The organism is Xanthomonas sp. NCPPB 3583, assembly GCF_041475715.2.
Lineage (GTDB): Bacteria > Pseudomonadota > Gammaproteobacteria > Xanthomonadales > Xanthomonadaceae > Xanthomonas > Xanthomonas euvesicatoria.
The window spans coordinates 4,743,085-4,768,406 of sequence record NZ_CM191263.1; the positions used below are offsets into that span (position 1 = coordinate 4,743,085).

Genomic DNA, 25,322 nt, shown 5'->3' on the forward strand with positions numbered 1-25,322 from the left:
GTGAAGGAAACGGTACGGGACCGCTCGGCAATTCGGATTGACACATCTCGGCCTGAACTTTCGGCCATGCAGAACAGCCAACGGCTGGCTGCCTAAACCTGCCACGCCTGGATCAACGCGGAGCATGCCCTTCTCCCGCCTGCGGGAGAAGGTGCCCGCAGGGCGGATGAGGGCGCTCTTAGCGCTGCGCGTGGATCGCCTCGCCCAGTGCGAAGATCCGCCCGGCCTGCCGCCATTTCTCGCCTGGAGCACTGCCGGGCAGCGGTTTCTGAAACCGCCACATCAACTGCTCCCACGCCTGGATGCGCGGGTCGGCGGCATCGCGCGCGGCTTTGGCGGCCGGGTCGTAGTCCTCGCTGACCTCCATCAGCATCACCAGCCGGTCGCCGCTGCGAAAGATCTCCAATTCCAGAATGCCGGCCTGCTGCAGCGAGGCCACTACCTCCGGCCACACCTCGGTGGGCTGATGCCAGCGCTCGTACTCGGCGATCAGCGCTGCATCGTCGTGTAGATCCAGCACATAACAAAGACGCGGCATGCTCAGGCTCCTGCAACGACGGGCGCCGCGCGACGTGCGCGCAACGCGAACGACAAAATCACCGCAAAGCACGCACCCGGCACCACCATCGCCCAGTGGATGCCGGCCATATCCGATACCGCGCCCATCGCCGCCGTAAGCAAGGCACCGCCGATGATGGACATCACCAGCATGGACGAGCCCAGCTTGCGGGCATCGTCGTGCATGCCGTCCAGGCCCAGCGCAAAAATGGTCGGGAACATCACCGACATGAACACGCTGGCCGCCACCAGCGCGTACAGCCCGGTCCAGCCGGGTAGCGCGATGGCCACCGCGCACAAGACCAGATTGATCACGGCAAAACTTGCCAACAGCTTCGCAGGCGCCAGGTAACGCAACAGCGCAGTGCCGATGAAGCGGCCGGCCATGAACAGCACCAGCGAGATGGTCAGATAGGTCGCAGCGGTTTTCTCCGGCGTGCCAGGCACTGCGTCCTGCAGATAGCGGATCAGATAACTCCAGATGCCGACCTGCGCGCCCACGTAAAAGAACTGCGCCACCACCGCAAACACGAACAAGCGGTTACGCAGCAGTTCGCCGAAGCGTGCGCGCCTGGGCGCAACGCCGGTGTCTGCCTCCGGCGCGCCGCTGGGAAAACGCACCAGCGCGATCAGGATCGCCCACAGCACCACCACCGCACCGATGATCAGGTAGGGCATCTGCACGGCCGCCGATTCGGTGGCGAAGAACGCCTCGCGCGCGGCCGGCGCCATCGCTGCCAGTTCGGCCGGGGTGTGCTCCACGCCGGAGAAGATGAAGTGCTGGCCGACCAGCACGCCGGTAATCGAGCCCAGCGGGTTGAACGCCTGCGCAAGGTTCAGGCGTCGCGCCGCGCCATCGGCCGGACCAAGGACGGTCACCAGCGGGTTGGCCGTGGTTTCCAGGAACGCCAGGCCGCTGGCGATCACGAACAGCGCCAGCAGGAACAGCCAGTAGGTGTGCACCTGCGCGGCCGGATAGAACAGGAACGCACCGCAGGCGTACAGCAGCAGGCCCAGCACCACCGCGGCCTTGTAGCTGTAGCGGCGCATGAACATCGCCGCCGGCATCGCAAACACGAAATAGCCCATGTAGAACGCGCTCTGCACCAGCCCGGCCTGCAGGTCGGTCAGCTCGAACGCCTTCTTGAACTGCTTGATCAGGATGTCGTTGAGGTTGTTGGCCATGCCCCATAGAAAGAACAGGCTGACGATCAACAACAGGGGAACCATGGCGGTGCGCGCCAGGTTGCCGCGCGGCGACGCGGCAATGTCACTGTGATGCATGCGACCGTTCCCCTCCCAAGGCTGTGGCGCTTGCGTTGCAATCGGGCGAGCGTACTGCGCAGACCAGCGCCATGCAAATATAAAATCTTTGTTTATATTTGCACGAAGAGACCTCCACCGCCGCCGTGCCTGCGATGCCTGTACCCTGGCGCGCCGCACCTTGCCTGGACCCGCAAACGGATGAGCACCGAACCCGCCAAGTACCGCGCACCCGCCCTGGACAAGGGGCTGGACATCCTGGAATTGCTCGCCCGCCAGGCGCAGCCGATGAGCATGGGCGCGATCTCGCAGGGTATCGGGCGCTCGCGCGGGGAGATCTTTCGCATGCTGCAGGTGCTGGAAGAGCGCGGCTACCTCACGCGCGATGGCGAAGGCGATTACGTGCTGACCAACCGGCTGTTCATGCTCGGCATGCAGCAGCCGCACGTGCAGAGCATCAGCGAGGCCGCGTTGCCGGTGATGCGGCGGCTGTCCGATGCGATCTCCCAGCCCTGCCACCTGGTGGCGCCGTCCGGCGACCAGATCGTGGTGATCGCGCAAATGGACGTGCCCAGCGACCTGGGCCTGGTGGTGCGCCCGGGGCATCGTCGCCCGTTGACGCATTCCAGCTCCGGGCTGGTGCTGTTCGCCTTCCAGCAGCCGGAGGTGCAGGCGCGCTGGCTGGACATGCTCGAAGCCAGCGACGTGCCATTCGAGCGCGCGCAGTTCCTGGCCGCCGCCGCGCAGGCGCGCCGCGATGGCTATGCCATGCAGCCCAGCGAGGCAGTGGTGGGCGTGATCGATCTGACTGCACCGATCCTGCAACGCGGCAGCGCCAGCTACACGCTCACGGTGCCCTTCATCGAACGGCGCCCTGCGCTGGTGAGCCCGCAAGCGGCGTTGCAGGCCCTGTGTGCGGCAACCGCCGAGATTTCCAGCGCGCTGCACTAGCCACTTGCACGCCCGGCGCACGCGCGCCGTCGCCTGCCATACGCGTTTCCAGGCGCCCGGCTCCTGCGCGATGCCGCATCGCCCGTGCTGCCACTGCGCCGCACGTCGATGCCTGCGATGTAAGAAATACACACTTGTTGGGCAGCTCGAAGAAGCGGGCAGGCCGCACGCATGGCGCCCGGATAGCCACGGCTATAAAGATCAGACCGACCTTCGCGTGCAGTGCAAACGCACCGAACGCGGCAATGCGTTGGTACACTGCGCGCCCCTTGGGGAGTAGCCTGCTTTCGTGCATCGAAAGCGCCTGCATCAACATACTCGGCCAGTGCGCCGTGGTGCAGGCAACCAGTTCGGTTTGGCGAGACCAGCGGCATGCGTGCACGACGACGGTTGGCGCGGGCGCATGCCGTTGTGACCGTGCCCAACCCGAGAGTGTCGATGTCTCCTTTTTCCATTGTGTTGATCGGTTTTGCGATGTCGACCGATGCGTTTGCCGCGGCGATCGGCAAGGGCGCGGCGATGCGCAAACCGCAGTGGCGCGATGCGCTACGCGCCGGCCTGATCTTCGGCTGCATCGAAGCCATCACTCCGGTGATCGGCTGGCTGCTGGGCCGTGCCGCATCCAGTTATGTGTCTGCCTACGATCACTGGATCGCCTTCGTGCTGCTGGGCGCATTGGGCACGCACATGATCGTTGCCGGCCTGCGCGACGGGCCGGATGATGCCGAAGACGCAGCCTCCGACACGCCAAAACGGCATGGCGTGCTGGGCTTGGCCACCACCGGCTTTGCCACCAGCATCGATGCGATGGCGGTCGGCGTCAGCCTAGCGTTTCTTGATGTGCATATCGGCGTGGTGGCGGTGGTGGTGGGCCTGTGCACCTTCAGCATGGTCACTGCCGGAGTGATGCTGGGCCGCGCGCTGGGCAATCTGATCGGCAAGCGCGCTGAAATGCTGGGTGGACTGATTCTGGTGATCGTCGGCAGCGTGATTCTCTACGAGCACCTGAGCGGCGCGGCGTAAGCACCTCTCCTCGTAGGAGCGTGCCTGCGCGCGACGGAGCGTTATCGGTAATGCCCAATCGCGCGCAGGCACGCTGCTACGCTGCAGTCGCACCTGTCAGCGTGTCTTTGCATCGTGGTAGGCGCTCAGGAACGCGCGTAACGAGGCCGGTTTCACCGGCTTGGTCAGCAGCCGGTAACCGCGTTCGCGCGCAAGCTGCTTGAGTTCGTCGCGGCCGTCGGCCGTGAGCAGGGCGCCGGCGATCGGCGCCGGTGCGGCGGCTTGCACGGCATCGAGCGTGTCCAGGCCATCCATGCGGTCGTGCAGGTGGTAATCCACCAGCATCAGGTCCGGCTGTTCGCGCGCACGTTCCAGTGCCTGGTCCACGGTGCTGGCGGTGATCACCTCCACCTGCCAGCGACCGAGCAGCGCGCGCATGCCATCGAGAATTTCGCGGTCGTTATCCACGCACAGCACGCGCAGGCCGGCCAGCGAATCGCCACTGGGCGATGCACGTGCGGCCGTCACCGGCAACAGCGGTGCCACCGGAACCGGCGCCACACGCGGCAACAGGATCGAGAACATGCTGCCTCGGCCGACCTGGCTACGCGCGCTCAGGTCGTGGTCGAGCAGGCGCGAGATGCGTTGGCAAATCGACAGACCCAAGCCCAGACCCTGCTCGCCCCAATCGAAGGGCTGCTGATAGCGGCGGAATTCTTCGAAGATCTGCCGCATGTGGTGCTCGGGAATGCCAGGGCCGCTGTCCCACACCTGCAGCTCCACCTGCTGCCCACGCCCGCGCATGCCCAGCACGATGCGGCCCTGGCGCGTGTAGCGCAGCGCATTGGCCAGGAAGTTCTGCATCACCCGGCGCAGCAGGCGGCGGTCGCTGCGCACCCAGATCGGGCGCACATGCACCTGTAGCTGAAGACCACGGCTGGCCGCCACCGGCGCGTATTGCGCGGCCAGCTCGTGCATCAGCGCGCTGGCGTCGAAATCCTCGACCGTGGGACGCAATCCACCGGCATCCAGGCGCGAGACGTCGAGCAAGCCGTCGAGCAATTCTTCGGCCGCACGCAGCGAGGCATCCACGCGTTCGGCCAGATGCCGCTGCTCTTCGTTGTTCTGATGGCTCTCGCGCAAGGCCGAGGCGAACAGGCGCGCGGCGTTGAGCGGCTGCAACACGTCATGGCTGATGGCCGCCAGAAAGCGGGTCTTGGATTGTTGCGCCAGCTCGGCTTCGCGCGAACGATCGGCCACGCGTTGTTCCAGGTTTTCGTTGGCGTCCAGCAACGCGCGTTCGGCGCGCTTGTAGTCGGTGATGTCGTTGTAGCTGGTGACGTAGCCACCGCCCGGCAGCGCCTGGCCACGCATCTCGATCACCTTGCCGTCGCTGCGGGTGCGTTCGAACACATGCGGCGAGCCGGCGCGCATATGCCGGATACGCCGGTCGATCTGGTCTTCGATATCGCCCTCGCCCAGTTCGCCGCGCTCGGCGTTGTAGCGGATCAGATCGGCCACCGGCCGGCCCACATACAACATGCCATCGGGATAGCCGAACAACTGCTGATAACGCCGGTTCCAGGCGGTCAGGCGCATGTCCGGGTCGACCACGCTGACCGCGGCGCTGATGTTTTCCAGCGTGGTGGACAAGATCTCGCGATTGAAGCGCAGCTCCTGGCCGGCTTCGTCCAGCACTGCCACCACTTCGCCCAGTTCCATGCCCGAACCGCGCAACAGGCTGGTCAGCACCAGGCGCGCGGAGGCGGCGCCGATGGAGGCCGCGAGCAGGCGTTCGGTGAACTGTACCCAGGCGCGGTCGGCCACCACGGTGGGCTGCAGCTCGCGTTCCAGCAGCACCGCCTGGTCGACGAAAGCGCGATGCGCGTGCCGCTCGCCCACCACACGCTCGGCCAGCGCCTGCAGATCGGCCACGCGCACATGCCCCGGCCAGTCGCCGGCCACCGCCGGGCGCTGCGCGTACGGGTCCAGGAACGGCGCTGCACGCAACCGTTCGTCCACGCCGGGACGCCAGCGCGCAGAGACGAGCATCATCGCGCCCACGTTGATCAGCAGCGACCAGAACGTGCCATGCGCCAACGGGTCCCAGCCGCGCATGCCGAACAGCTGCTGCGGCTGCAGCCAGGCGATACCGAACGGCCCGTCCACCAGCCAGTCGGTCTGCAGCCAGCCGGCGCGCGTGGCCGCCGGCAGCAGCAGCGTGTAGATCCAGGTCATGAAGCCGAGCGCCATGCCGGTCTCCACGCCCTTGCGGCTGGCACCGCGCCAATACAGCCCGCCGATCACACCGGGCGCAAACTGCGCCACCGCGGCAAATGCCATCAACCCGTACGCAGCCAGCGTGGTGTCGTTGGCCACGCTGCGGTGATACCCATAGGCAATGAGCGCCAGCAGCAAGATGGCAACACGTCGGATCCACAACACGCGCGAGGCCACCGCCGCGCGCGCATCGGCGCTGCCGCGGCGACGCAGCAGCACCGGCATCACCAGGTCGTTGCTGACCATGGTGGCCAGCGCGATGCTGGCCACGATCACCATGCCGGTGGCCGCCGAGAAACCGCCCACATACGCCACCAGCGCCAGCACCGTGTTGCCCTGGCTCAGTGGCAGGGCCAGCACCACCGCATCGTCGACCACCGCACTGCCCTTGCCGAACAATGCGATGCCTGCCGAGGCGATCGGCACCACCATCGCCGAGATGATCACCAGATAGGCGCCGAAGAACCAACGCGCACGGCGGATATCGCCAACGTCGCTGCATTCGACCACCGCCACATGGAACTGGCGCGGCAGGCAGATCACGGCCAGAAAACTCAGCAGCGTCTGCGAAATGAAGCCCACCGACGGCGTGTGCTCGAACAGCGTGCGCGCCGAATCGGCGATATGCAGTTGGTGCTCGCTCAACCATAGCCACGCGAACAGCCCCACCGCCACGATGGCGACCAGCTTGATCACCGACTCCAGCGCGATCGCCAGCATCATGCCGCGGTGGTGTTCGGTGGCGTCGACCTGGCGGGTGCCGAACAAGGTGGCGAACAAGGCCATCAGCAATGCCACATACAACGCCGGGTCGGCGAAGATGCCGCGCCCGGCGCTGCTATGCCCGGTCAGCACTTCCAGGCTCATCGCCACCGCTTTGTATTGCAGCGCCAGGTACGGAACGATGCCGATCAGTGCGATCACCGCCACCAACGCGGCCAGCCGGCGCGAACGGCCGTAGCGCGAGGAGATGAAATCGGCGATGGACACGGTATTTTCGGCGCGCGCGATCAGCGCCAAGCGCTCGATGATGCGCCAGCCGAACAGCAGCAACAGCAGCGGGCCCAGATAGATCGGCAGGTAGCCGATGCCATTGCGCACCGCCGAGCCAACCGCGCCGTAAAAGGTCCACGACGAGCAATACACCGCCAGCGCCAGGCTGTAGACCGCCGGCCGCAGCCACGGCCGCTCCGGATACAGCGGGCGGCGGTCGCCCCACCACGCCACCCCGAACAGCAGGGCTGCGTAACCCAGGGACACCAGCAGCAGGATCCAGCTCGAGACCAACATGTCCTCCGACGTGGCGCAGCGCCAGCGGTGGAGTTTACGCAGTCGCGCCCATCGGCGTTGCAGGCGCGGCATCCGGGCCGGGCGGCTCTGCGGTGTGGGTGCATCGGCATGCGCGTTGCGTCCTGCCGGGCTGCGCAAGGCCTTGGTGGCCTGCACTGCGCCCCGCCTTGCCGGGCATAGGCATCGCAGATTGCGCAAACATGCCCGCGCGGACTGGGGGCATATCTGCGGTTGGTGTGCGGCCACCGGCGCGGCGCCCGTGGCCATTCACACATGCCGCACGGTTGAGCCACACAGCGACCATCGCCGCGCTCGGCGAAACCATCGCCGCGCAAGACGCGACCTGCGCAGGGCTGCGGAGCGTCTACCGAGCAGCCGCGCTTGCCGGCGGGCTTGATGTTAGCGCTAACACAACATACTGTCTGTCCACCTTGAATCGGACGATGTACCCAAAGCATTTCATTGCTCGATGGCGTCTTGCATGACAGCAATGCCAGGCACAAGGTCATCGCTTGCGTCACTGCGCCAGTGCGATCGACTGTTGCAGTGCAACGACGGCAGTCAACGCACCCAATTGCGCGTTCATCACCACGCGATGGAACGCGCCCCCTCGTGCAGGCGTGGCGCAGACCGGTGCGGTGCATCGGCCGCGACCGCCGCTTGGCAGTGCCATCGATCCGTGTGTCGCACCATCCAGAAATCAGCACCGCATGTGGAGAGCCCATGTCCGTTCAAGCAAGAAGCCAGATCTCGTCTAGTGCGCCGTCGGGCGTGCGATCCCTGCTGCTCATCGTGGCCGGCCTTTTCGCCGCCGACGGTGCCTGGGCCTGTCGCACGCCGGTGTCGGTGTGCGAACGCGACAGCGTCGGTGCGTTTGCGCTGATTCGCTCGGACGTACCCGCCACGGTCGTGGTCGATGCCTCGGCCGATTCCGCCGTGCGATCGGTGGCCGACAATTTCGCAGCCGACCTGCAACGGGTTGCCGGCCGCACCAGTGGCGTGAGCACCGATCTGGCAGGCGTCCGCGGAACGGCCGTGATCGTGGGCACGCTCGGCCAGAGCCCGATCATCGATGCGCTGATCGCCGCCGGGAAAATCGACAGGCGCGCCTTGCTGCAACGCTGGGAGGCGTATACGCAGATTGTCGTCGATCGCCCCACGCCGCAGATCGATCGGGCGCTCGTCATCGTCGGCGCCGATCGCCGTGGCGCGGTCTTCGGTACCTACGATGTCTCGGAGAAGATTGGCGTGTCGCCGTGGTACTGGTTTGCCGACGTCGCAACGGCGCATCGATCCAACCTGTTCATCACCCGCGGCAGCGTGTCCGATGCGCCGAAGGTGCGCTACCGCGGATTCTTCATCAACGACGAAGACCCTGCCTTGAAGGGCTGGGCGACGAAGAAATTCGGTGGCGTCAATGCGAAGATGTACGCGCATGTCTTCGAGCTGGGCCTGCGCATGAAGGCCAACTATCTGTGGCCGGCGATGTGGGGCAAGGCATTCAATGTCGATGACCCCAACAACATGGTGCTGGCCGATCAGATGGGCATCGTCATGGGTACCTCCCATCATGAGCCGATGATGCGCGCGCAGAAGGAGTGGCATCTCAAGAGCATCCCCAACAGCGGCGGCGCCTGGGACTACACCCGCAATGCCGCCAACCTGCGCGCCTTCTGGAAGGGCGGCATTGCGCGAATGATGTCCAAGGGCGGCGGCCAACGCTACGACAGCCTGGTGACCGTCGGCATGCGCGGGGATGGCGACGAACCGATGGCGGAGAGCACGGCCAGCCATTTGCTGGAACAGGTTGTGACTGACCAGCGCGCCATCATTGCCGATGTGACGAAGGCGCCGGCCGCGCAAACGCCGCAGGTGTGGGCGCTCTACAAGGAAGTGCAGGACTACTACGACCACGGAATGCAGGTGCCCGACGATGTCACGCTGCTGTTTTCCGACGACAACTGGGGCCAGATCCGCCGCCTTCCGGTGACCGACCTGCAGCGCGCCGGTGGGTATGGCGTGTACTACCACTTCGATTATGTGGGAGTGCCGCGCAACTACAAATGGATCAATACCAATCAGGTCGAAAAGATCTGGCAGCAGATGGATCTGGCCTATCGGCGCGGCGCACGGCAACTGTGGGTGGTCAACGTCGGCGATATCAAGCCGATGGAATATCCACTGAGCTTTTTCCTGAAGATGGCCTGGAATCCGGAAGCGATGACGCCCGGCGCACTTGCGGCGTATCCGCAGCAATGGGCACAGGAATCGTTCGACGCGGCGCATGCCGCGCGCATCGGAGAGCTGATCACCCGCTACAGCATGCTGGTTGCGCGGAGAAAGCCGGAATTGGTCGATCAGGACAGCTTCGCCCTGGGCGAAGGTGCGCCGGCCAAGCTGGATGGCGGCGAGTTCGGCGCAATGGTTGCGCAGTGGCAGGCGCTCGAGCAGCGCATGCTCGGCGTCAAGGCGAGCCTGCCTGCCGACCAGCAAGATGCCTATTACCAGTTGATCGAATACCCGATCGCGGCAGTTTCCAATCTGTACCAGCTCTATTACGCGGCCGCATGGAACAAGCGCCTGGCCGCTCGCAACGATGCACGTGCCAATTACTTCGCCGACATGGTCGAAACCACCTTCGAGCGCGACAAGGCCCTGACACAGCGCTACCACGCGATCAACGGCGGCAAATGGGACGGCATGATGAATCAGGTCCACATGAGCTATGTGATCTGGAACGACCCGACCCAACAGTCCATGCCCTCGATCAGCCGCGTTGGCGGCGATACGCCGCCCGACCGGATCGCGCGCTCGATCGCATTCGCCCCGCCTGCCCCGCAAACGCCAGGGGTGCTTGCGCTCGAAGCGCCCATGTTCTCGCGGGTCATCGCCAACAAGGGGCTGCAATGGACGGCGATCCCCGCGCTGGGACGAACGCAAGGCGCCCTGGTCGCGCTGCCGCAGGGACAGCCTGCCACCACGGCCGAAGACCGTGTCGCAGTGGAGTACGACGTGGTGGTCACCACGCCGGGCCCTGCGACGCTCGGCCTGTATCTTGCGCCCACACTGGATACGTCCAACCGCGGGCCGCTTCGCCTCGGCGTCTCCATCGACGACGGTCCGGTGACCACCGTCAATTGGGAGCTGCACCCGACCGGCGGGGCACAGAACACGCCCGCCGAAAAAGCCTGGGCAACCGCGGTACGGGACAATGCGGTGTTCGTCTCGGCGCAGATGGGCGCGTTGGCGAAGGGTCGGCACACGATCAAGGTCTTCAGGATCGACGACAACATCGTCCTGGAGAAGCTCGTGCTGAGCACCGTGCCGGTGCCTGCCTCCTATCTGGGGCCAGCGCCGACACGCTGACGCAAGCCAGCTGGAGGGCGTCGCAAGCGCGCTCCAGCCGCTTCAGCCGTCCATTGCCGCCGCCAACGCCGAGGCGGCGACCGGCCCGCGGACTCATCCGGGCAACCGGACCTCGACCCGATACACCTGCCCGCGCGCGATGTTGCCGATGCGCTGCTCCGGACAGAGCGCGCCATCGACCAGTACCTCCATCGCGGTGCGACCCGGCTCGCGCGTCAGCGTGACGTCGAAGTCCGCACCACGGAACTGGCGCCTCGCACGCGCGTGCGGCCAATGCGACGGCAGCTGCGGACGGATCGCCAGCGTATCGCCCTGCCCGGCCAGTCCGAACAAGCCCTCCAGCACGCAGCGATACACCCATGCCACCGTGCCGGTGTTGAACAGCTGGCTCGAACGCCCGGCCGTGCGCGGGTATTGATGCCACGCGCCACGGTAGTAGTTGGGCAGCGACACCGGCAGGTGGCCGCGTTGCAGCACATCCTCGCGGGTCGGCCCCGGCAGCAATGCGCGCAGGATTTCCCAGGCGCGGTCGGCCTCGCCAATCTGGTACAGGCTGTACAAATAGAATGCCGCCGCGTGGTTGTACACCGCGCCGTTTTCCGCCGCGCCCGGCCACTTCTGGGTCAGCCGTCCTACGTCATCGCGCATGTGCGTGTACGCCGGCGCCAGCATCACCGGGCCATACGGCGTGTGCAGCTGCTCGCGCACCGCCTCCAGCAGCGCCGCACGTTGCTGTGCATCGGCAGTGCCGGCCAGCAGCGCGAAACTCTGCGGATTGAGATAGATGCGCCCCTCCACATCGTCGGCGATGCCGAAGCGCACCCCGTCGTCGGTGATGCCGCGCGCGTACCAGTTGCCGTCCCACAGCTCACGGTTGGCGTCGGCGTTGATGACGGCAACCGCTTCGCCGAATGCCTGCGCCTGCGCGCTGCGCCCTTGCGCGGTGCAGATCTCCGACCACAGGCGCACTGCATACGCGGTGGCCACGGTAAGCCAGCCGGACACGCCCTTGCCGCGCCAGCCGACCATGTTCATCGGGTCGCACCAATCGCCCTGCGCGATGAAGCTCAACCCACGTGCATCGCGCGCATCCAGTAGCCACTGCATGGCCGCATCCAGGCGCTCGGCCACGCTCAGGCGCTGCCCGTCATGGGTTGCCACGAGCGCGTCCAGGATGCTGGTATCGCCGGTTTCGGCCAGATAGGCGCTCAAAAAGATCGGCAACCACACGCAATGATCGGTATGCGGCACCTGGTTGATGTATTTCAGCTCGGCGCCTTCCACCAACAAGATGCCGTCCGGCATTGCGCCGCTGGGCTCCTGCTGCGACAGGGCGTGCAACAGCGCCGCGCGTGCGGTGGCAGGCTGCAGGTAGGCCATGCCCATATGGTCCTGCAGATAATTGCGCGTCTGCGGATCGGTGGTCAGGCGATTGACGTCGCCGTGATAGAACACCTGGCGCGGCAACCAATGGTTGACCAGATTGTCCAGCGCCGCATCGGGTGTTGCGATCTGCACGCAGCCACGGCCGGCCTGCAGATACTCCGCATATTCACGCGCCGCCTGGGCGAAACCGGCTTCGGAGAGATAGCGCGCACGCAGCGCAGCGATTTCGGCATCATCCTTGGCCGGCCCGAATGCGAAGCGATACACGCTGGCCGCATCGGCGTCCAGTGTCAGCCGGTATTGCAACGCGGCGGCAGGCGTTTCGTAGTGCGCATCGTGGTTGCCCAGCTGCTCGGCCTGCACGGCCGAAGGCGCGTGCAACCCGCCCTCGCCTTCGAATGCCATCTGCTGCGCGTCCCAGGCCACCGGCGTCTGCTCGTGCAGCAGGAAGGTGCAGTCCTTGAAATCGCGCTGGCGGAAGTAATCGTCCACCTTTTGATACGGCGCCACGCTACGGCAGACGATTGCGCCCAAGGCCGGCTCGTAACCGCCGGACTGATGCATCCACGACATGTAGCCGACCGGGAAATAGGCATACAGGCTCAGCCTGCGTGCGCGCCCGGACAGGTTGTGCACACGACATTCCCACAGCTCCACCGCATCGTCGGTGGGTAGAGACACGCACAACTCCACCACGATGTCGTCGTGGCGCACCCGCCAGCGCACATCGTGCTTGCCTGCAGAGAATTCAAACGCCTGCGGCTGCGCGCGCACCGGCTCGTGCGGCACCGAGTACAACGCGCCGGTGTCTTCGTCCTTGAGATAGAAAAAACGACCGGGATGATGCGCGTAGTACGGCTGCTCGGGCATCATGAAATTGCGCGCTTCCAGCATCGGCGCATGCGCGTATTTCGATGGCTCCGGCTGCATGAACTGGCCGGTGGCATAACCGCGGCAGGTCAGCTGCACCATCATGCGGCGGTTCCACAGGAAGCCGCCGGCATTGGGCATTGCAGTAGGGCTATAGAGCGCATAGCGCGCACCATCGGCGCTGGGCGCCATCAGGCTGGACAGCGCATCGGACGTGGCGGGGGGCGTTGCAGACACGGTCAGGGGTGCTCCGGTTCGTCGCGCTTGCGCGCGGCCAGTTCGAGCTGGATGCGGTTCAACAGCCCGTCGTCCAGCGGATAAAAGCGCATGGTCCAGGCCGCCAGCAGCGCAACCGCGCCTGGAATCACTGTCAGCAACAGCACGATGCCGGTCAACGACCCGGTGGACTGCGCGGTATTGGCGACATAGCCCATTGCAGCCAGCACCCAGGCAATGCCGGCCGAGGCCAATGCCCCGCCGAGCTTTTGCGAAAACGTCGCCGCGGCGAACGTCATCGCCGTGGCACGGCGGCCGGTGCGCCATTCGGTGTAGTCGGCGCTATCGGCATACATCGAAAACGCCAACGGCGATTTCGGCCCCAGCGCCAGGCCGATCAGCATGTTCAAGACAAACACCGCCCACACCGCATCGGCCGGCACGAAAAACATCGCACAACTCAGCAGGCCGACGAGCACCATCAGCCAGAACATCAGCTGGCGCTTGTCCCAGCGCCGCGTCAGCAGCGGCGTGATGGCCGCACCCACGCCCAGGGCCACCGAGTAGCTGCCCAGAAACAGGCCGACCAGATCCGGACGTTGTACGTAGTACTTGAGGTAGTACACGCCCGCACCGCCGCGCATGGTGATCGTGATCATGATGATCAACGACAGCACGAACAGTACGCACCACGGTTTGTTCTGCAGCAGGTCGGCGATGTCACGACGAATCGGCGTGCGTTGTTGCGGCGGCGGCTGCACGCGTTCGCGCGTGGTCAGCGCCACGGTGACGAACAACGCCAGCGCCACTGCGCCATACAGCAGCATCGTGCGTTGCCATCCTAGCGCATCGTTGCCTGCGCCGAACCAGCGCACCAGGTCCATCGTGAAGTAATTGACCAACGTGGTCCCTGCAAATGCACCGATGAAACGCAGGCTGATCAGACCGGTACGCTGCTGGCTGTCGGCGGTGATCACGCCGGATAGTGCCGAGTACGGAATGCTCACCACCGTGTAGGCCAGCATCATCACCAGGAAGGTGATCGTGGCCCACCACATACGCCCATGTTGGTCCAGATCCGGCGTGGTGTAGGCAAGCACGCCGGCAGCAGCCATCGGCAACGCACCCCACAACAGGTACGGGCGGAACTTGCCCAGCCGGCTGCGCGTGCGGTCGGCCAATGCGCCCATCGCCGGGTCGGCGATCGCATCGGCGATCTTGGTCAACAGGATCATGGTGCCGACTGCAGCCGCCGGCAGGTGCATGGTGTCGGTGTAGAAGATCAGCAAGAACGCCGAGATGTTGGCCCAGTACAGATTCAGACCCAGATCGCCGGCACCATAGCCCAGCTTTTCGCGCCAGCGCAGGCGCGCCGATGCAGGAGACGTTGCGGGCGATGACGTCATCGACACACCTTCAAATGCGTTGTACCCGGCCGAGCACGCCGTTACGCTGGGTGCCCGCGCACCTGGCGAGGAGCGCCGACGCTACACCACGCATCGGCTGCCGCCAACGTGAAATCCATTCGAATGCCGAATCGATCCAGAGATATAACCTGACGTGATGGACACCGCCACACATGCCACGCCCGCGTCCGCTTCGCCGCTTGCCATCGTGGTGATGGGCGTGTCGGGCAGCGGCAAGACCACCATTGCACACGCGCTGGCAGCGCATTACCGCTTCCGTTTTCTGGATGCCGACGACTACCACAGCGTGGCAGCACGCGCGCAGATGGCGGCCGGCCAACCGCTCACCGACGCGATGCGCCTGCCGTGGGTCGAACTGCTATCGGCCACGCTGCGCGATTGCGTACAGGCCGGCGAATCGGTGGTGCTGGCCTTCTCCGGTTTGCGCAGCGCGCATCGCCAACTGCTGCGCAACAGCGGCGTGCCGATGCGCTTTGTGTTCCTGCATGCGGCCCCGCACGTGATTGCCGCCCGCCTGAGCAACCGCGCCGGCCACTTCATGCCACCCACATTGCTCGACAGCCAGCTGCAGACATTGGAGCTGCCGTTGGACGAAGCGGACGTGGTGTCGGTGGACGTGGACGCCAGCGTGCCAGCGGTTGTGCAGGATGCGATCGCACAGCTAGCCGCGATCGATCCCGCTGCAGTGCAACACGCTTCGCGCGCGTCGGAGCGGGTGTAAGCGGACGCAGACCATTTGCGTGATGCGTGCAGTGGGTGCCGTCTAGGCGTCGTGCGTTGTGCGTTGTGCGTTGTGCGTTGTGCGTTGTGCGTTGTGCGTCGCGAGGCTGCCGCTTCCGTGTCGAGATGGATACCTGCAGCGATGCGCGGCGCGCAGCGTTACCGCAGTGCAGATCGGTGGTACCCATCACGGCGTAGCGCGCGAAACATCTGCTGTCGCGCTGGCTTGCGTATCCAGCGCGCAGCCGCACGGCCGCACGCCGCTGCGAAGTGCGCGCATCTGCAACGCGCCATGCCCTTCTCCCGCCGGAGAAGGTGTCCCGAAGCGACGGATGAGGGTACGGCCACCCGCATCGCGCATCCCGCCACCGCCGCACGACAAGCAACGCGCAATGCAATCGGCCACAGCGCCGATCCCAAACGCCCCATTCGGTACATACCGCAGGACGCTGCCATCGACCGCCACGCTGCGCACCGGGTTCTCTTCGCGCCCTTCCCCATCGCGGCCATCCGTTGCAAAGGCCCACCACACAAGGTTGCGCAACATTTCCTGGTTACTTCTTGCAAACCGCCGTCATCGGCGCATCCTGGGCCAAGCCCGCATCAATCATTTTTTCTATCGCAACCCAGGAAATAGTGATGAATCATCACGATTGGTGCGAATAACGAACCGATTGAACGTAAATTTTTCAAGCTGGTCGCACCAGATGCAAACGGACCCGACCGCTGTCTGAATGCAGCGCCGCGCAGGTGTTGCGCAGTCACGTCAATCGTCCATCGTTCGGTCAGCAGATCCGGGGGGATCCAGCGCTTCCTTCCATCTAGGACATGCCGTGATGACCAATCCCAAACGCCGTTTGCGATTTTGCAGTTTGACGCTCGTTCCTTGCCTGCTCGTCAGTGCCGTGGCTTTCGCGCAGTCTGGCGCCACCACCGCGCAACAGCCGGTATCGTCCCTGGATACCGAGGCATTCGCACGCTCCGGCCAGGTCTGGCGCAGCTTCGGTCAAGACCTTCCCTTCGCCAGCCCCACCAACTGGACCACCGCCGGTGGCGGCTACTTGAACTCGCGTTTCGCACCGGGCGAGTGGAAGATCAATCGCACCACCGCCAAGACGCTCAAACCGGCGTGGACGCTGACCACCACCGGCGACATCTCGGCCACGCCCAGCGTCGAAGGCGGCACCCTGTATGTGCCCGACTGGGGTGGCACGCTGTATAGCGTGGACACGCAAACCGGCAAGCCGAACTGGCAAGCCAAACTGTCCGATTACACCGGCAACGCCAACTCGGTGACGCGCAACACGCCGGCCATCAGCGCCAAGAGCATCATCGTTGGCGACCAGGTCGCCGGCACCTTGCTGGCGCTGGACAAGAAGACCGGCAAGCTGCTGTGGAAGACCACGGTGGAAGCCAACCCGCAGGCGCGCATCACCTCCTCGCCGGTCATCTACGGCAACCGCATCTACGTCGGCGTCTCCTCCGGCGACTGGGGCAACCTGGCGGCCAACCACACCTTCAGCTTCCGCGGCAGCGTGGTGGCGGTGGATCTGAACACCGGCAAGAAGGTATGGCAGTTCTACAACGTGCCCGAGGGTTACACCGGCGCATCGGTGTGGGGCCAGGTGGCCATCGATCCGATCAACCGTCGCCTGTATTTCGGCACCGGCAACAACTACAACATTCCGCAGGGCGTGGGTAACTGCATTTCAAACGCGCGCTCCTATCGCGGCAGCGAACTCACCGTGCAGGATGAGCTCAACTGCATGGCGCCGGACAACTACGTCGATTCGGTGATTTCGTTGAATCTGGATACCGGCAAATTGATCTGGGCCAACCGTGCACAGGGGTACGATGCGTGGAACCTGTCCTGCATCGTGGCGCCGACCAACGGTCTGTGCCCCAACACGCAGGCAACCAACCTGACCGGCCCGGATTACGACTTTGGCGGTGCCGGCGTGCAACTGTTTGCCGTGCCGCGCAACGGCAGGTTGCAGCAGTTGGTAGGCGCTGGTCAGAAGAGCGGCATCTACTGGGCCTTCGACGCCAAGACCGGCGCCAAGGTCTGGTCGACCCAGGTCGGCCCCGGCGGCACCACCGGTGGCGTGGAATGGGGTACCGCGTTCGACCCGTACAAGTCGCAGATCTACGTGGCCATCAACAACAACTCCAACGCGACCTATACGTTGGGGCCGGCGAACGTGCAGACCCATAATGGCGGTTCATGGGCCGCCCTTGACGCGGCAACCGGCAAGATCAAATGGCAGGTCAAGGTGCCCGGCGTCAACCCGGTGAATCCGACCGTGCCGGCGGGCGGCCAGGGCTCGCTGACGGTGTCGCCGAACCTGCTGTATGCCGGCTCGATGGCCGGCAATATGGTGGCACTGGACGCCGACACCGGCGCCACCGTGTGGAACTACAACGCCAGCGGCTCGGTGATCAGTTCGCCGGCCATCGCAAACGGCGCGCTGTATTGGGGCGCCGGCTACGGCCGCTTCAACTTCGGCACGGCGGCCACCGGCAACCAGCTGACCAAGTTCGTGCCGGACAACGCAGCAGCCAAGTAAGCGGAGTCTGCAGGACGGCAGTGGCGCGTCCTGTCTGCAACACGACACTGCCGCCTTCGGGCGGCAGTGTCTTTCAGTGATTGTTGTTGGGCTGGTATGGCTGCAAGCGCTGAACGGCGTGAGCCGCAATGCGGTGCGGGATCGTCTGCAGCGATGACGCTGCGTCCACGCGCCAAACACAGCGCGGCAAACAGAACGTCGCCAGTGGTTGCCAGGCGGGTACGGACGGCGTGCAGCAACTGCAGCGTCCACATGCCATGCCGGACGAGCAGAGGCCGCACCCGCCGAGTGGCTGCTAGTGGCTGCGCACACGCGGTTGTAGCTGCTCCAAGCTCCCAGCTACAACCGCGTGACCTGGCATAGGCGAATCTGCCCTGCTTCCAGGCCGTGCGCCTCGGCCGCACGCCGGCGCAGCGCGCGCACCAGCGCGGCTGCGTCCAGTTCGCCATCGGCCGGCACGTCCACGCTATGCGCCAGTTGCCCCCATAGCACCGGCCGACCATCGCAGTAGCCCTCGTAGTCGGCGAAGTAATGCAGCTGGCGCCGCTCAGGTCCCGACGTGGACATCGCCTTGAATCTCCGTGCAGCCCAGATGTTCCAGCGCGATCTCCAGCCCCAACAGATAGCTCTGCGCGCAGTAGCCACGCACCGTGGCGATGCACTGCCCCAAACCGTGCGGCAGGCAGCGTTCCGGACGGTCCACGCTGTCGTCGTGCGTTTCGACATAGGGGTAAGGCAATTGGCTCAACACGCGATGCAACCGCGTACTGTCCACGCAGCTGCCCGGATCGATCAGCGCAATCTCCATCCGCGCCTGGCCGGCCACACGCAGCGCATCCAGCAGTTCCTGTTCCGAGCCACAGGCACGCAAGGCCACCGTCTTGCCCGCGTCCCCGGCACACGCCACCAATTGGCGAATGACGGCGCGCGGCAACGGCTGCGGCCCACGCACCTGCGGCATGGCCGCCTCCGGCCCACGCATGATCATGATCGACATGGCGACCTCCTCAGGCAGCAACGCGCAGTGGCGCGTGTATCGGCGGCAGACACCGCGCGGCAATGCCGAGCGACATCGCATATGCACGCGGCGCATCGTGCGGCGTGATCACCACTGCCAATGGCGCATGCTGCGCATGCAGCCACGGCTCCAGTTCCTGATCGGCATCGGTATGCAGCTCGATATACGGCGTGGGCAACGCGTCCACGGCAGCACGCAAGGCTCGCGCACAACTGCGCTCGGACAAGGGCAGATCGCCCGAATCCAGCAACACCAGCTCCACCTCGGCATCGCCACCGGCCGCATGCAGCTCGGCAATCAAGCGATCCACATCGGCACACGCCAACGTGCGCAACGCACGGCCAGCACACTCAGGCAACTGCATCGTCACCGACGGTGCCGGATCGGCCTGAGGACCGCGCAAAATCAGGATACACATCGTGTTCGACTCAACGCACCACAGTGCGGGAGTGCCAAGGTAGGCCCGGCGGGCATAAAGGAGCTATTCGCGCGCCGGGACGCGAGCATAAAGAGTGCGTAACGGCGTGTTTTCCATCAGTAGACACAACCCAACGCGCCATCGATGCCGATGCGCAGCGCAGGTAAAGCAGATGCAACCGATGTAATCCTCTACCCATGCAACGAGCGCTGCACGCGAACGGCGGCAGAGATCATCGGTCGCCAGCAGTTTCTGCCAGTTCACCGTCGCCTACTTCTCCCGCCGCCAGTTCACCGACCCCTTGGTCTCGATGGTGCTGGATTCGGCTTCGATATCGAAGCCGCGGCTGAGCAGGTACTTGAGCGTCAGTACCGAGCCGCCGCCGACCATCGACACGCCGTAGCCGACGTAGAGTTTGGGCGAGAGATATTTGCCGAAACCCACCACCGAGCCCAGCGTGCTTGATTGACTGACGCCGGCTTCGTCCAGGCCGAGCTTGGCGCCGATCTGCGAGGCGATCAGGCTGCTGCCGGCCGATAGCGCGGCCGAGGCGGCGCTGACCTGCTGAGTTTCGTCGCTGCTGGCAGTGGACAGCCCGCGGCCGAGGACCAGGTACGAAAGCGCCTCCGATTGCGACATCGCCGGCTCGGACCACACATCGGCACGCGGCGATTCGGCGCGGCCGCTGACGTCGATGCCGGCGGTGACATCGCCGATCTTGCGTTCGGCGCGCAGGCTCACGCGCGGGTCGGAAACGATGTTGTTGTTCCAGGTCAGCTGGCCACGGGTGATGGTGAGATCCTGGCCATAGGCCTTGTAGCGCCCACGCACATCCAGCCCGCCATTGGCGGTCATTTCGCGGCCAGGGCGCGCGCGGATCTGCATCTGCCCGCTCAGTCCACCCTTGAGGCCGAAGCCGCTCATGTTGACCTTGTCGCCGAGCACGATGGCCAGGTCCATGTCCAATGGCGATGCAGGCGTTTGTTCCGGGTCCACCGGGTCCAGCACCACCACGTCTTCGGACACCGAGGTGCCACGGTCCAGGCGTTCCAGGTCGATGTCCGCTTCGGGCACGGTGACCTTGCCGCGCAACTGCATGGTGTTGTCGGTAATGCCGAACTGCATGTCCGGGTTGGCGATGATGCGCAACTCGCTGGTGTTGTAGGCCAGCACGTTGTCGCCGCGGATATTGAGCAGCAACGGGGTGCTGGTTCCGAACCACGACAACCCACCATCGACGGTGAGCGTGCCGGGGCCGGACTTGGCCGAGGCGGTGATCTTGGCCGAGCCGTCCGGCAGCGCATCGAAGCGGCCCTTGCCCTCGCTCAGCGTCAAACCCATCGACGGGTATTCGGCAGTGAAATCGCTCAAGGTGGCATCGCCGCCGAGCAGCGGTTTGTCGCGGGTGCCGCGCAGGCTCACGTGGCCCTCGACCAGCCCCTTCGGCCGCACCACGTCGGCAATCACCAGCTCCAGCCAGTACAGCCGCGACATGTTCAGATACAGCTCGCCGTTGAGCGGCGCGTACGCATCCCAGCCGGTATTGAACTTGGCATCGACAAAGCCGGCGCCCTGGAAACCGATACCGAGCTTGCCCTGGATCTGTTGCTGGGTGAAATCGGCCTGCACGCTGAATTGGTCGTAGCGCAGCAACTCGCCGCGATTGGGATTGCCGGCCACTGCCGCGTAGCGGGTTTCGCCCAAGCGAATGCCGCCTTCGGGCGAGGCGATGCGCAGGCTGCCTTCCCAGGCGTTGCCGCGCGGCTTGAAGCTGCCGTCCAGCGACAGTTCGCCGCGCAGATAGATCTGCCGACCTTCCTGCTTGGGCAGCCACGGCTGCACCAGCGACAGCGGCAATGCGTCGCCGTGCACCACCATGCCCTCGCGCGGCCAGTTGGCGCTGGCGCACAGCGCGCCGCCGGTGGCCGCGCCCAGGCAGGTGTCGGACAAGGTAAACGCGGCGCCATCGGTGCTGAACTGCGCCGGTTTGCGCAGCGCCCAGGCATCGCCCTTGGCAGGTGCGATGCGCAGCGTGGCGACCTGCCCCTGCCAGCGCTCGCCGTTGCGCCGCACATCGCCCTGCAGGGCGACGCTGGCCATGCTGTTGGCGATGTCCGCATCCAGTCGCAAGGCCTCCACCGCGCCACGCGCCTGCACGCGCACGCTATCCAGCACCACACCGGCTTCGATGGCGGTGCCTTGCAAGGCCAATTGCCCGTCGCTGCCACGCCACGGCAGCCGGCCACGCAGGCTGATGCTCTGGGCGCTATAGGTGTCCCAACGCAGGCCGTTGCCGGCAATGTCGGCGGTGATGTCGGGTGCGTCGCGCTTGCCGCTGACCTGCAGCTGCCCGCGCACAATGCCGGTGGCGCCAGGCAGCACGTCGTCCAGCTGCAACGGCTGCAGCTGCGCGGCGATATCGAGCTGGTCGCCCAGCTTGCCCTTGGCGTTGATGCGGCTATTGCCCAGCGCCAGTTGCAATTCGCCTTCGCCCTGTTCGCCGCGCAACGCGAACTTGCCGTTGCCCGACAGCGCGCGTTGACGCAGCTGCCCGGTCAGGCTGGGTATCTCTGCAGTGGCCTCGAACCCCGGCGAGACACCGCCGGCAGGTGCCGGCAATTGGCGACCCTTGGACGCGATCTTGCCGGACAGGTTGCCGTTCCAACCCGGCGCGAAATAGCCCGGGTCGAACTTGGCCAGTTGCGCGCTGACATCCCATTGCAGCTCCGGCGCCCAGGCCACTTCACCGGTGAGATCCAGCGCGCCGCCCGGCGTTTTTGCCTGCACCTGCTTGAGCTGTGCACGTTGGTCGTTGCCGCGGCTGTCGAAGACCAGCTCGGCCTGCTGACCATCGCGCTCCAGGGAGGCGCGGCCGATCGCGGCCCAGGCCTTCAAGGTGCCGGCCACGCCCAGGCGTGCGTCTTGCAACTCCACCGGCACCAGCGGGGCGTCCGGCGTGGCCGGATCCGCGGCCGGGGTGAAGCGCAGGCCGCTGGCGTTGACCGCAAACCGGAAACTCGGATTCTGGGTGTCGCGGAAATCGGCGGTGCCACGCAGTTGCGTGCGGCCTTCGAAGGTGTCGATCACCAACGGTTCGACAGTGAGGACCTGCTCGGCCAGGCGGACATGCGAGGGTTGCAGCGTGGCGCTCAGCTCTCCTTGCTTGAGGCTGCCGTGCAGATCGGCGTTGCCGCCCTTGCCGGACGCCTGCAGGTTCAGCGCGATCGGCGTGGCCGGCGGGTTGGCTTGCCCCTCCGCGGCCGGAATCAACAACGAGGTATCCAGCGCCTCGGTCACGGCCTTGAATGCCCAGGTCGGGTCGTCGCGGCCGGTGAACACCAGGCTGGCCTGCAGCGGCGCCGGCGCCCGGCCGGCAATGGCCACTTCCATCTTGTCCAGATCCCCGCGTGCCACCAGCCCCAGGCTGGCCGGGGTACGCCCGCGTGCGGCCGGCAGCACGGCAGTGGCAGTCAGATCGGCACGGTAGTCGTCGTTGGGCAGGTAATCGCCGTGCAGGCGGAAGTCGCCCATGTCGGTGTCGATCACCAGATCGCGCGTGCGCAGCTCGCCGGTGGCGACCTCGAGCCCGCCCTGCACCTTGTGCAGCACGATCATCGGCTGCTGCAGCTGGGTGATGCGCAGGTTCTGCACATCGATCCTGTCGGCCTGGATCGCCAGCGGCACGTTGATCTGCGGCAGCGACTCGGGCCAGCTGGGCAGGGTGAACGGTTCCTCGCTCTTGCCCAGGTTCAACGTGGCATTGCTGACCTGCACCGCGTCCAGCTGCAGCTTGCGCCCCAGCAGCGGGCGCAGGTCCGGTTCCAGATACACGCGTTCTGCAGTGAAGTGGATGTCCTGATAATGGAAATCCACATCGCGCAAGGTCAGCGGGCCGGCCACCGGGCCTTCGACGGTGCCGTAGGTAAACGTGGCGCCCACCGGCAGGCGCGCCACGACCTGCGCCAGCAACACGTCACGCCCGGCCACGGTCTGCAGCAGCCAATAGACCGCGATCAAGGCCAGCAACACCAGCCCGAGCACGGTCAGGCCCGAGCCCACCCAGAACCGGCGCCGGTGATAAAAGCGCGGACGCGGTGCCGGCGGCGTAGGGGAAGGTGCGCTCACAGGTTGGCCCCGATATCGATGTAGAGCTGAAACTGCGAGTCGGGATCGTTCAAGCCATGTGCGATATCCACCCGCACCGGGCCCACCGGCGAGCGCCAACGCAGGCCAAAGCCGATACCGGTATGCCAGTCGGGCCGGTCATCGAAGGCGCTGCCGCCATCGACGAACACTGCCCCGCCCCAGGGGCCGCCCTTGAGGTAATGCTCGTACTCGGCACTGGCGGTGACCACGTTCTTGGCACCCAGCGCGAATTCGTCGGGCTTGGGCGTACGCGGGCCGACTTCGCGAAACGCATAACCGCGGATGCTGTTCGCGCCACCGGCGAAAAAGCGCAGGCTCGGAGGCATCGCCACCAGGTCGCTGGTCCAGGTGGTGCCACCTTCGCCGCGCAGGATCAACCGGCTGTTGTCGCCGGCGCCCAGAAACCAGCGCAGCTGGCCGTACAGCTGGCCGAAGTTGGTATCGGAGCCGGCACCTTCGGCGCCGCCGCGGATGAACATCTGCGCCGACACGCCGCTGCGCGGAAACAGCCGGTCGTCGACATTGACGTAGTTGGCCTGCAACTGCGGATAGATCAGGGTGGAGGTCTCGTACACCGCGCCTTCGAAATCGTCGCCGCTGCTGAAACGCCACCGCTCGCGCAAGGCGTTGATCGAGGCGATCGCGCTCCAACGCTCGTTGATCTGGCCGCTGCGGCTGCCGGTGAGTTTGACGTTGCGCAGGTCGATGTAATCGGTCTGCTCGTCGTACAGCCGCGCCGAGGCGGTGTACCAGCCATCCAGCCAACGGAACGCCGGCACGCGATAACTTGTCGTCAGGCTCTTGCGGTTCTGCGCGTAATCCAGCTGCGTGTCCATCTTGTGGCCGCGCGAGTTCACGTAACGCCGCTCCACGCCACCGCGCACACCGGCACCGCTTTCGCTGCCGTAGCTCAAGCCGGCGGTGTAGACCGTGCGCTTGGCGCGGGTAAGTTTGACGTCCACCGGCACGCGGCCCTGGTCGTCGGCTTCTTCGGGCTTGGGCTGGATATCGATGGTGCTGAAGTAATCCAGCTTGGTCAGCGACTCGCGTAGCCGATCCAGCTTGCCTTCGTGGTAGTAGCTGCCCTCCTCCCAGTACACCAGCGGGTCGAACAGGCCGTCGCGGAAGTAGTCGTAGTCGAAGCGCACCTTGCCCATGTCGTAGCGGCGGCCGCTGTCCCAGTTCAGATCGATGTCGGCCGCATGCTCGGCACGCGTGATCGCAACGCGGCGCTGGGTGAAGTCGGCATCGAAGTAGCCACGCTCGGCCAGGCGCCGGGTGATGCGCACCTTGCTGGCTTCGTATTGCGGATGGCTGAAGACCTGGCCCTCGCGCGGCTCGAACTGCTTGAGGTCCTGGCCCAGGTAGCGGTCCTGCTCGGCCCAGCCGGTGATCGAGATATGCGAGGTACGCACCCGCACCGGCTCGCCACGGTCCACCGTGATCACCACGGTCACCCTGTCGCCGGCGCGCGGTGCGGCCAGCGTAATGGTCGGCGAGTAATAGCCAAACGGCTCCAGCGCCTCACGCGTCTGCCGCTCGGCCTGTGCCAACAGATATTCCAGACGCGATTCGCCCTGCTCCTTGCCCACGGCCTCATACAGAGACAGGGAGACCTGGATGTTCTCGATCATCTCGGCGTCGTCGCCGCCGTCCAACCCCTTGATTTCGATCTTGTCGATGGTTGCCCGAGCAACCGCTTGCAGCGGAACGAACAGGGTGCACAGCAAGGAAAGAGCAAACGCGACTTTAAGCATCGTCAAAGGATACCCAGCCTCGGCGTGAAGGGACAAAAAATCTAGGCAAGCGCGACTATACGGGGGCCGAGTGAAGTGGTTACAGTC

General features: G+C 65.5%; 15 protein-coding genes and 1 riboswitch. Of the genes, 5 read left to right on the forward strand and 10 right to left on the reverse strand.

What is annotated here, in order from left to right; genetic code table 11:
• Window positions 1-178: 178 nt before the first annotated feature.
• A complete protein-coding gene (locus tag ACCQ07_RS20390; RefSeq protein WP_008571727.1) occupies window positions 179-538 on the reverse strand; it encodes an L-fucose mutarotase in 360 nt (119 codons plus the stop codon).
• A 2-nt stretch (window positions 539-540) separates the two neighbouring features.
• A complete protein-coding gene (fucP, locus tag ACCQ07_RS20395; RefSeq protein WP_218533370.1) occupies window positions 541-1,842 on the reverse strand; it encodes an L-fucose:H+ symporter permease in 1,302 nt (433 codons plus the stop codon).
• A 180-nt stretch (window positions 1,843-2,022) separates the two neighbouring features.
• On the opposite strand from fucP, the gene ACCQ07_RS20400 reads away from it, so the two are divergent.
• Together ACCQ07_RS20400 and ACCQ07_RS20405 are read left to right on the forward strand one after the other, a co-directional pair.
• Window positions 2,023-2,772, forward strand: a complete 750-nt coding sequence (locus ACCQ07_RS20400) for an IclR family transcriptional regulator (RefSeq protein WP_218490343.1) — start codon at window positions 2,023-2,025, stop codon at window positions 2,770-2,772.
• A gap of 265 nt (window positions 2,773-3,037) precedes the next feature.
• Window positions 3,038-3,198: riboswitch (yybP-ykoY riboswitch) on the forward strand.
• A 12-nt stretch (window positions 3,199-3,210) separates the two neighbouring features.
• On the forward strand, window positions 3,211-3,795 hold the full coding sequence (locus ACCQ07_RS20405; protein WP_008571731.1) for a manganese efflux pump MntP: 585 nt from the start codon (window positions 3,211-3,213) through the stop codon (window positions 3,793-3,795).
• Window positions 3,796-3,891: 96 nt separating this feature from the next.
• Here the strand turns inward: ACCQ07_RS20405 and ACCQ07_RS20410 are convergent, their stop codons facing one another.
• Window positions 3,892-7,344, reverse strand: a complete 3,453-nt coding sequence (locus ACCQ07_RS20410; protein ID WP_372363618.1) for a NahK/ErcS family hybrid sensor histidine kinase/response regulator — start codon at window positions 7,342-7,344, stop codon at window positions 3,892-3,894.
• Between the two features lie 723 nt (window positions 7,345-8,067).
• On the opposite strand from ACCQ07_RS20410, the gene ACCQ07_RS20415 reads away from it, so the two are divergent.
• Complete coding sequence (locus ACCQ07_RS20415; RefSeq protein WP_071117871.1) at window positions 8,068-10,710, forward strand: glycosyl hydrolase 115 family protein; 2,643 nt, start codon at window positions 8,068-8,070, stop codon at window positions 10,708-10,710.
• A gap of 93 nt (window positions 10,711-10,803) precedes the next feature.
• Here the strand turns inward: ACCQ07_RS20415 and ACCQ07_RS20420 are convergent, their stop codons facing one another.
• Together ACCQ07_RS20420 and ACCQ07_RS20425 are read right to left on the reverse strand one after the other, a co-directional pair.
• Entirely contained in the window at window positions 10,804-13,203 is a 2,400-nt protein-coding gene (locus tag ACCQ07_RS20420; RefSeq protein ID WP_218556131.1) for a GH36-type glycosyl hydrolase domain-containing protein, read from the reverse strand.
• A gap of 2 nt (window positions 13,204-13,205) precedes the next feature.
• Complete coding sequence (locus ACCQ07_RS20425; RefSeq protein WP_008571735.1) at window positions 13,206-14,588, reverse strand: MFS transporter; 1,383 nt, start codon at window positions 14,586-14,588, stop codon at window positions 13,206-13,208.
• 157 nt (window positions 14,589-14,745) lie between these two features.
• Here ACCQ07_RS20425 and ACCQ07_RS20430 point away from each other — a divergent pair, with 157 nt between their 5' ends.
• Together ACCQ07_RS20430 and ACCQ07_RS20435 are read left to right on the forward strand one after the other, a co-directional pair.
• On the forward strand, window positions 14,746-15,330 hold the full coding sequence (locus ACCQ07_RS20430; protein ID WP_008571736.1) for a gluconokinase: 585 nt from the start codon (window positions 14,746-14,748) through the stop codon (window positions 15,328-15,330).
• 835 nt (window positions 15,331-16,165) lie between these two features.
• Window positions 16,166-17,896, forward strand: a complete 1,731-nt coding sequence (locus ACCQ07_RS20435; RefSeq protein ID WP_008571737.1) for an outer membrane protein assembly factor BamB family protein — start codon at window positions 16,166-16,168, stop codon at window positions 17,894-17,896.
• A 339-nt stretch (window positions 17,897-18,235) separates the two neighbouring features.
• On the opposite strand, the gene ACCQ07_RS20440 is transcribed toward ACCQ07_RS20435, so the two are convergent.
• From ACCQ07_RS20440 to ACCQ07_RS20460, 5 genes are all read right to left on the reverse strand, one after another.
• Window positions 18,236-18,463: a hypothetical protein gene (locus ACCQ07_RS20440; RefSeq protein ID WP_005914565.1), complete on the reverse strand. Its 228-nt coding sequence runs from the start codon at window positions 18,461-18,463 to the stop codon at window positions 18,236-18,238.
• A complete protein-coding gene (locus ACCQ07_RS20445; protein ID WP_031424894.1) occupies window positions 18,444-18,893 on the reverse strand; it encodes a type II 3-dehydroquinate dehydratase in 450 nt (149 codons plus the stop codon). Before ACCQ07_RS20445 ends, ACCQ07_RS20440 begins: the two co-directional genes overlap by 20 nt.
• Window positions 18,894-18,903: 10 nt before the next feature.
• The gene (locus ACCQ07_RS20450; RefSeq protein WP_008571740.1) at window positions 18,904-19,332 is read right to left on the reverse strand and encodes a hypothetical protein; all 429 of its coding nucleotides are present in this window, start codon (window positions 19,330-19,332) and stop codon (window positions 18,904-18,906) included.
• A gap of 270 nt (window positions 19,333-19,602) precedes the next feature.
• Window positions 19,603-23,457, reverse strand: coding sequence for a translocation/assembly module TamB domain-containing protein (locus ACCQ07_RS20455; protein ID WP_071118401.1), 3,855 nt, complete (start codon window positions 23,455-23,457; stop codon window positions 19,603-19,605).
• Window positions 23,454-25,235 (reverse strand): autotransporter assembly complex protein TamA, encoded by a 1,782-nt coding sequence (locus tag ACCQ07_RS20460; protein ID WP_033482001.1) that lies wholly within the window; start codon window positions 25,233-25,235, stop codon window positions 23,454-23,456. Before ACCQ07_RS20460 ends, ACCQ07_RS20455 begins: the two co-directional genes overlap by 4 nt.
• Window positions 25,236-25,322: the final 87 nt, after the last annotated feature.

What these genes read in the sequence shown, in the direction of transcription:
- ACCQ07_RS20405 (WP_008571731.1), top strand. Translation starts at nt 3,211, where the DNA reads ATGTCTCCTTTTTCCATTGTGTTGATCGGTTTTGCGATGTCGACCGAT.
- ACCQ07_RS20390 (WP_008571727.1), bottom strand. Translation starts at nt 538, where the DNA reads ATGCCGCGTCTTTGTTATGTGCTGGATCTACACGACGATGCAGCGCTG.
- ACCQ07_RS20435 (WP_008571737.1), top strand. Translation starts at nt 16,166, where the DNA reads ATGACCAATCCCAAACGCCGTTTGCGATTTTGCAGTTTGACGCTCGTT.
- fucP (WP_218533370.1), bottom strand. Translation starts at nt 1,842, where the DNA reads ATGCATCACAGTGACATTGCCGCGTCGCCGCGCGGCAACCTGGCGCGC.
- ACCQ07_RS20415 (WP_071117871.1), top strand. Translation starts at nt 8,068, where the DNA reads ATGTCCGTTCAAGCAAGAAGCCAGATCTCGTCTAGTGCGCCGTCGGGC.
- ACCQ07_RS20445 (WP_031424894.1), bottom strand. Translation starts at nt 18,893, where the DNA reads ATGTCGATCATGATCATGCGTGGGCCGGAGGCGGCCATGCCGCAGGTG.
- ACCQ07_RS20460 (WP_033482001.1), bottom strand. Translation starts at nt 25,235, where the DNA reads ATGCTTAAAGTCGCGTTTGCTCTTTCCTTGCTGTGCACCCTGTTCGTT.
- ACCQ07_RS20410 (WP_372363618.1), bottom strand. Translation starts at nt 7,344, where the DNA reads ATGTTGGTCTCGAGCTGGATCCTGCTGCTGGTGTCCCTGGGTTACGCA.
- ACCQ07_RS20400 (WP_218490343.1), top strand. Translation starts at nt 2,023, where the DNA reads ATGAGCACCGAACCCGCCAAGTACCGCGCACCCGCCCTGGACAAGGGG.
- ACCQ07_RS20430 (WP_008571736.1), top strand. Translation starts at nt 14,746, where the DNA reads ATGGACACCGCCACACATGCCACGCCCGCGTCCGCTTCGCCGCTTGCC.
- ACCQ07_RS20450 (WP_008571740.1), bottom strand. Translation starts at nt 19,332, where the DNA reads ATGTGTATCCTGATTTTGCGCGGTCCTCAGGCCGATCCGGCACCGTCG.
- ACCQ07_RS20440 (WP_005914565.1), bottom strand. Translation starts at nt 18,463, where the DNA reads ATGTCCACGTCGGGACCTGAGCGGCGCCAGCTGCATTACTTCGCCGAC.
- ACCQ07_RS20425 (WP_008571735.1), bottom strand. Translation starts at nt 14,588, where the DNA reads ATGACGTCATCGCCCGCAACGTCTCCTGCATCGGCGCGCCTGCGCTGG.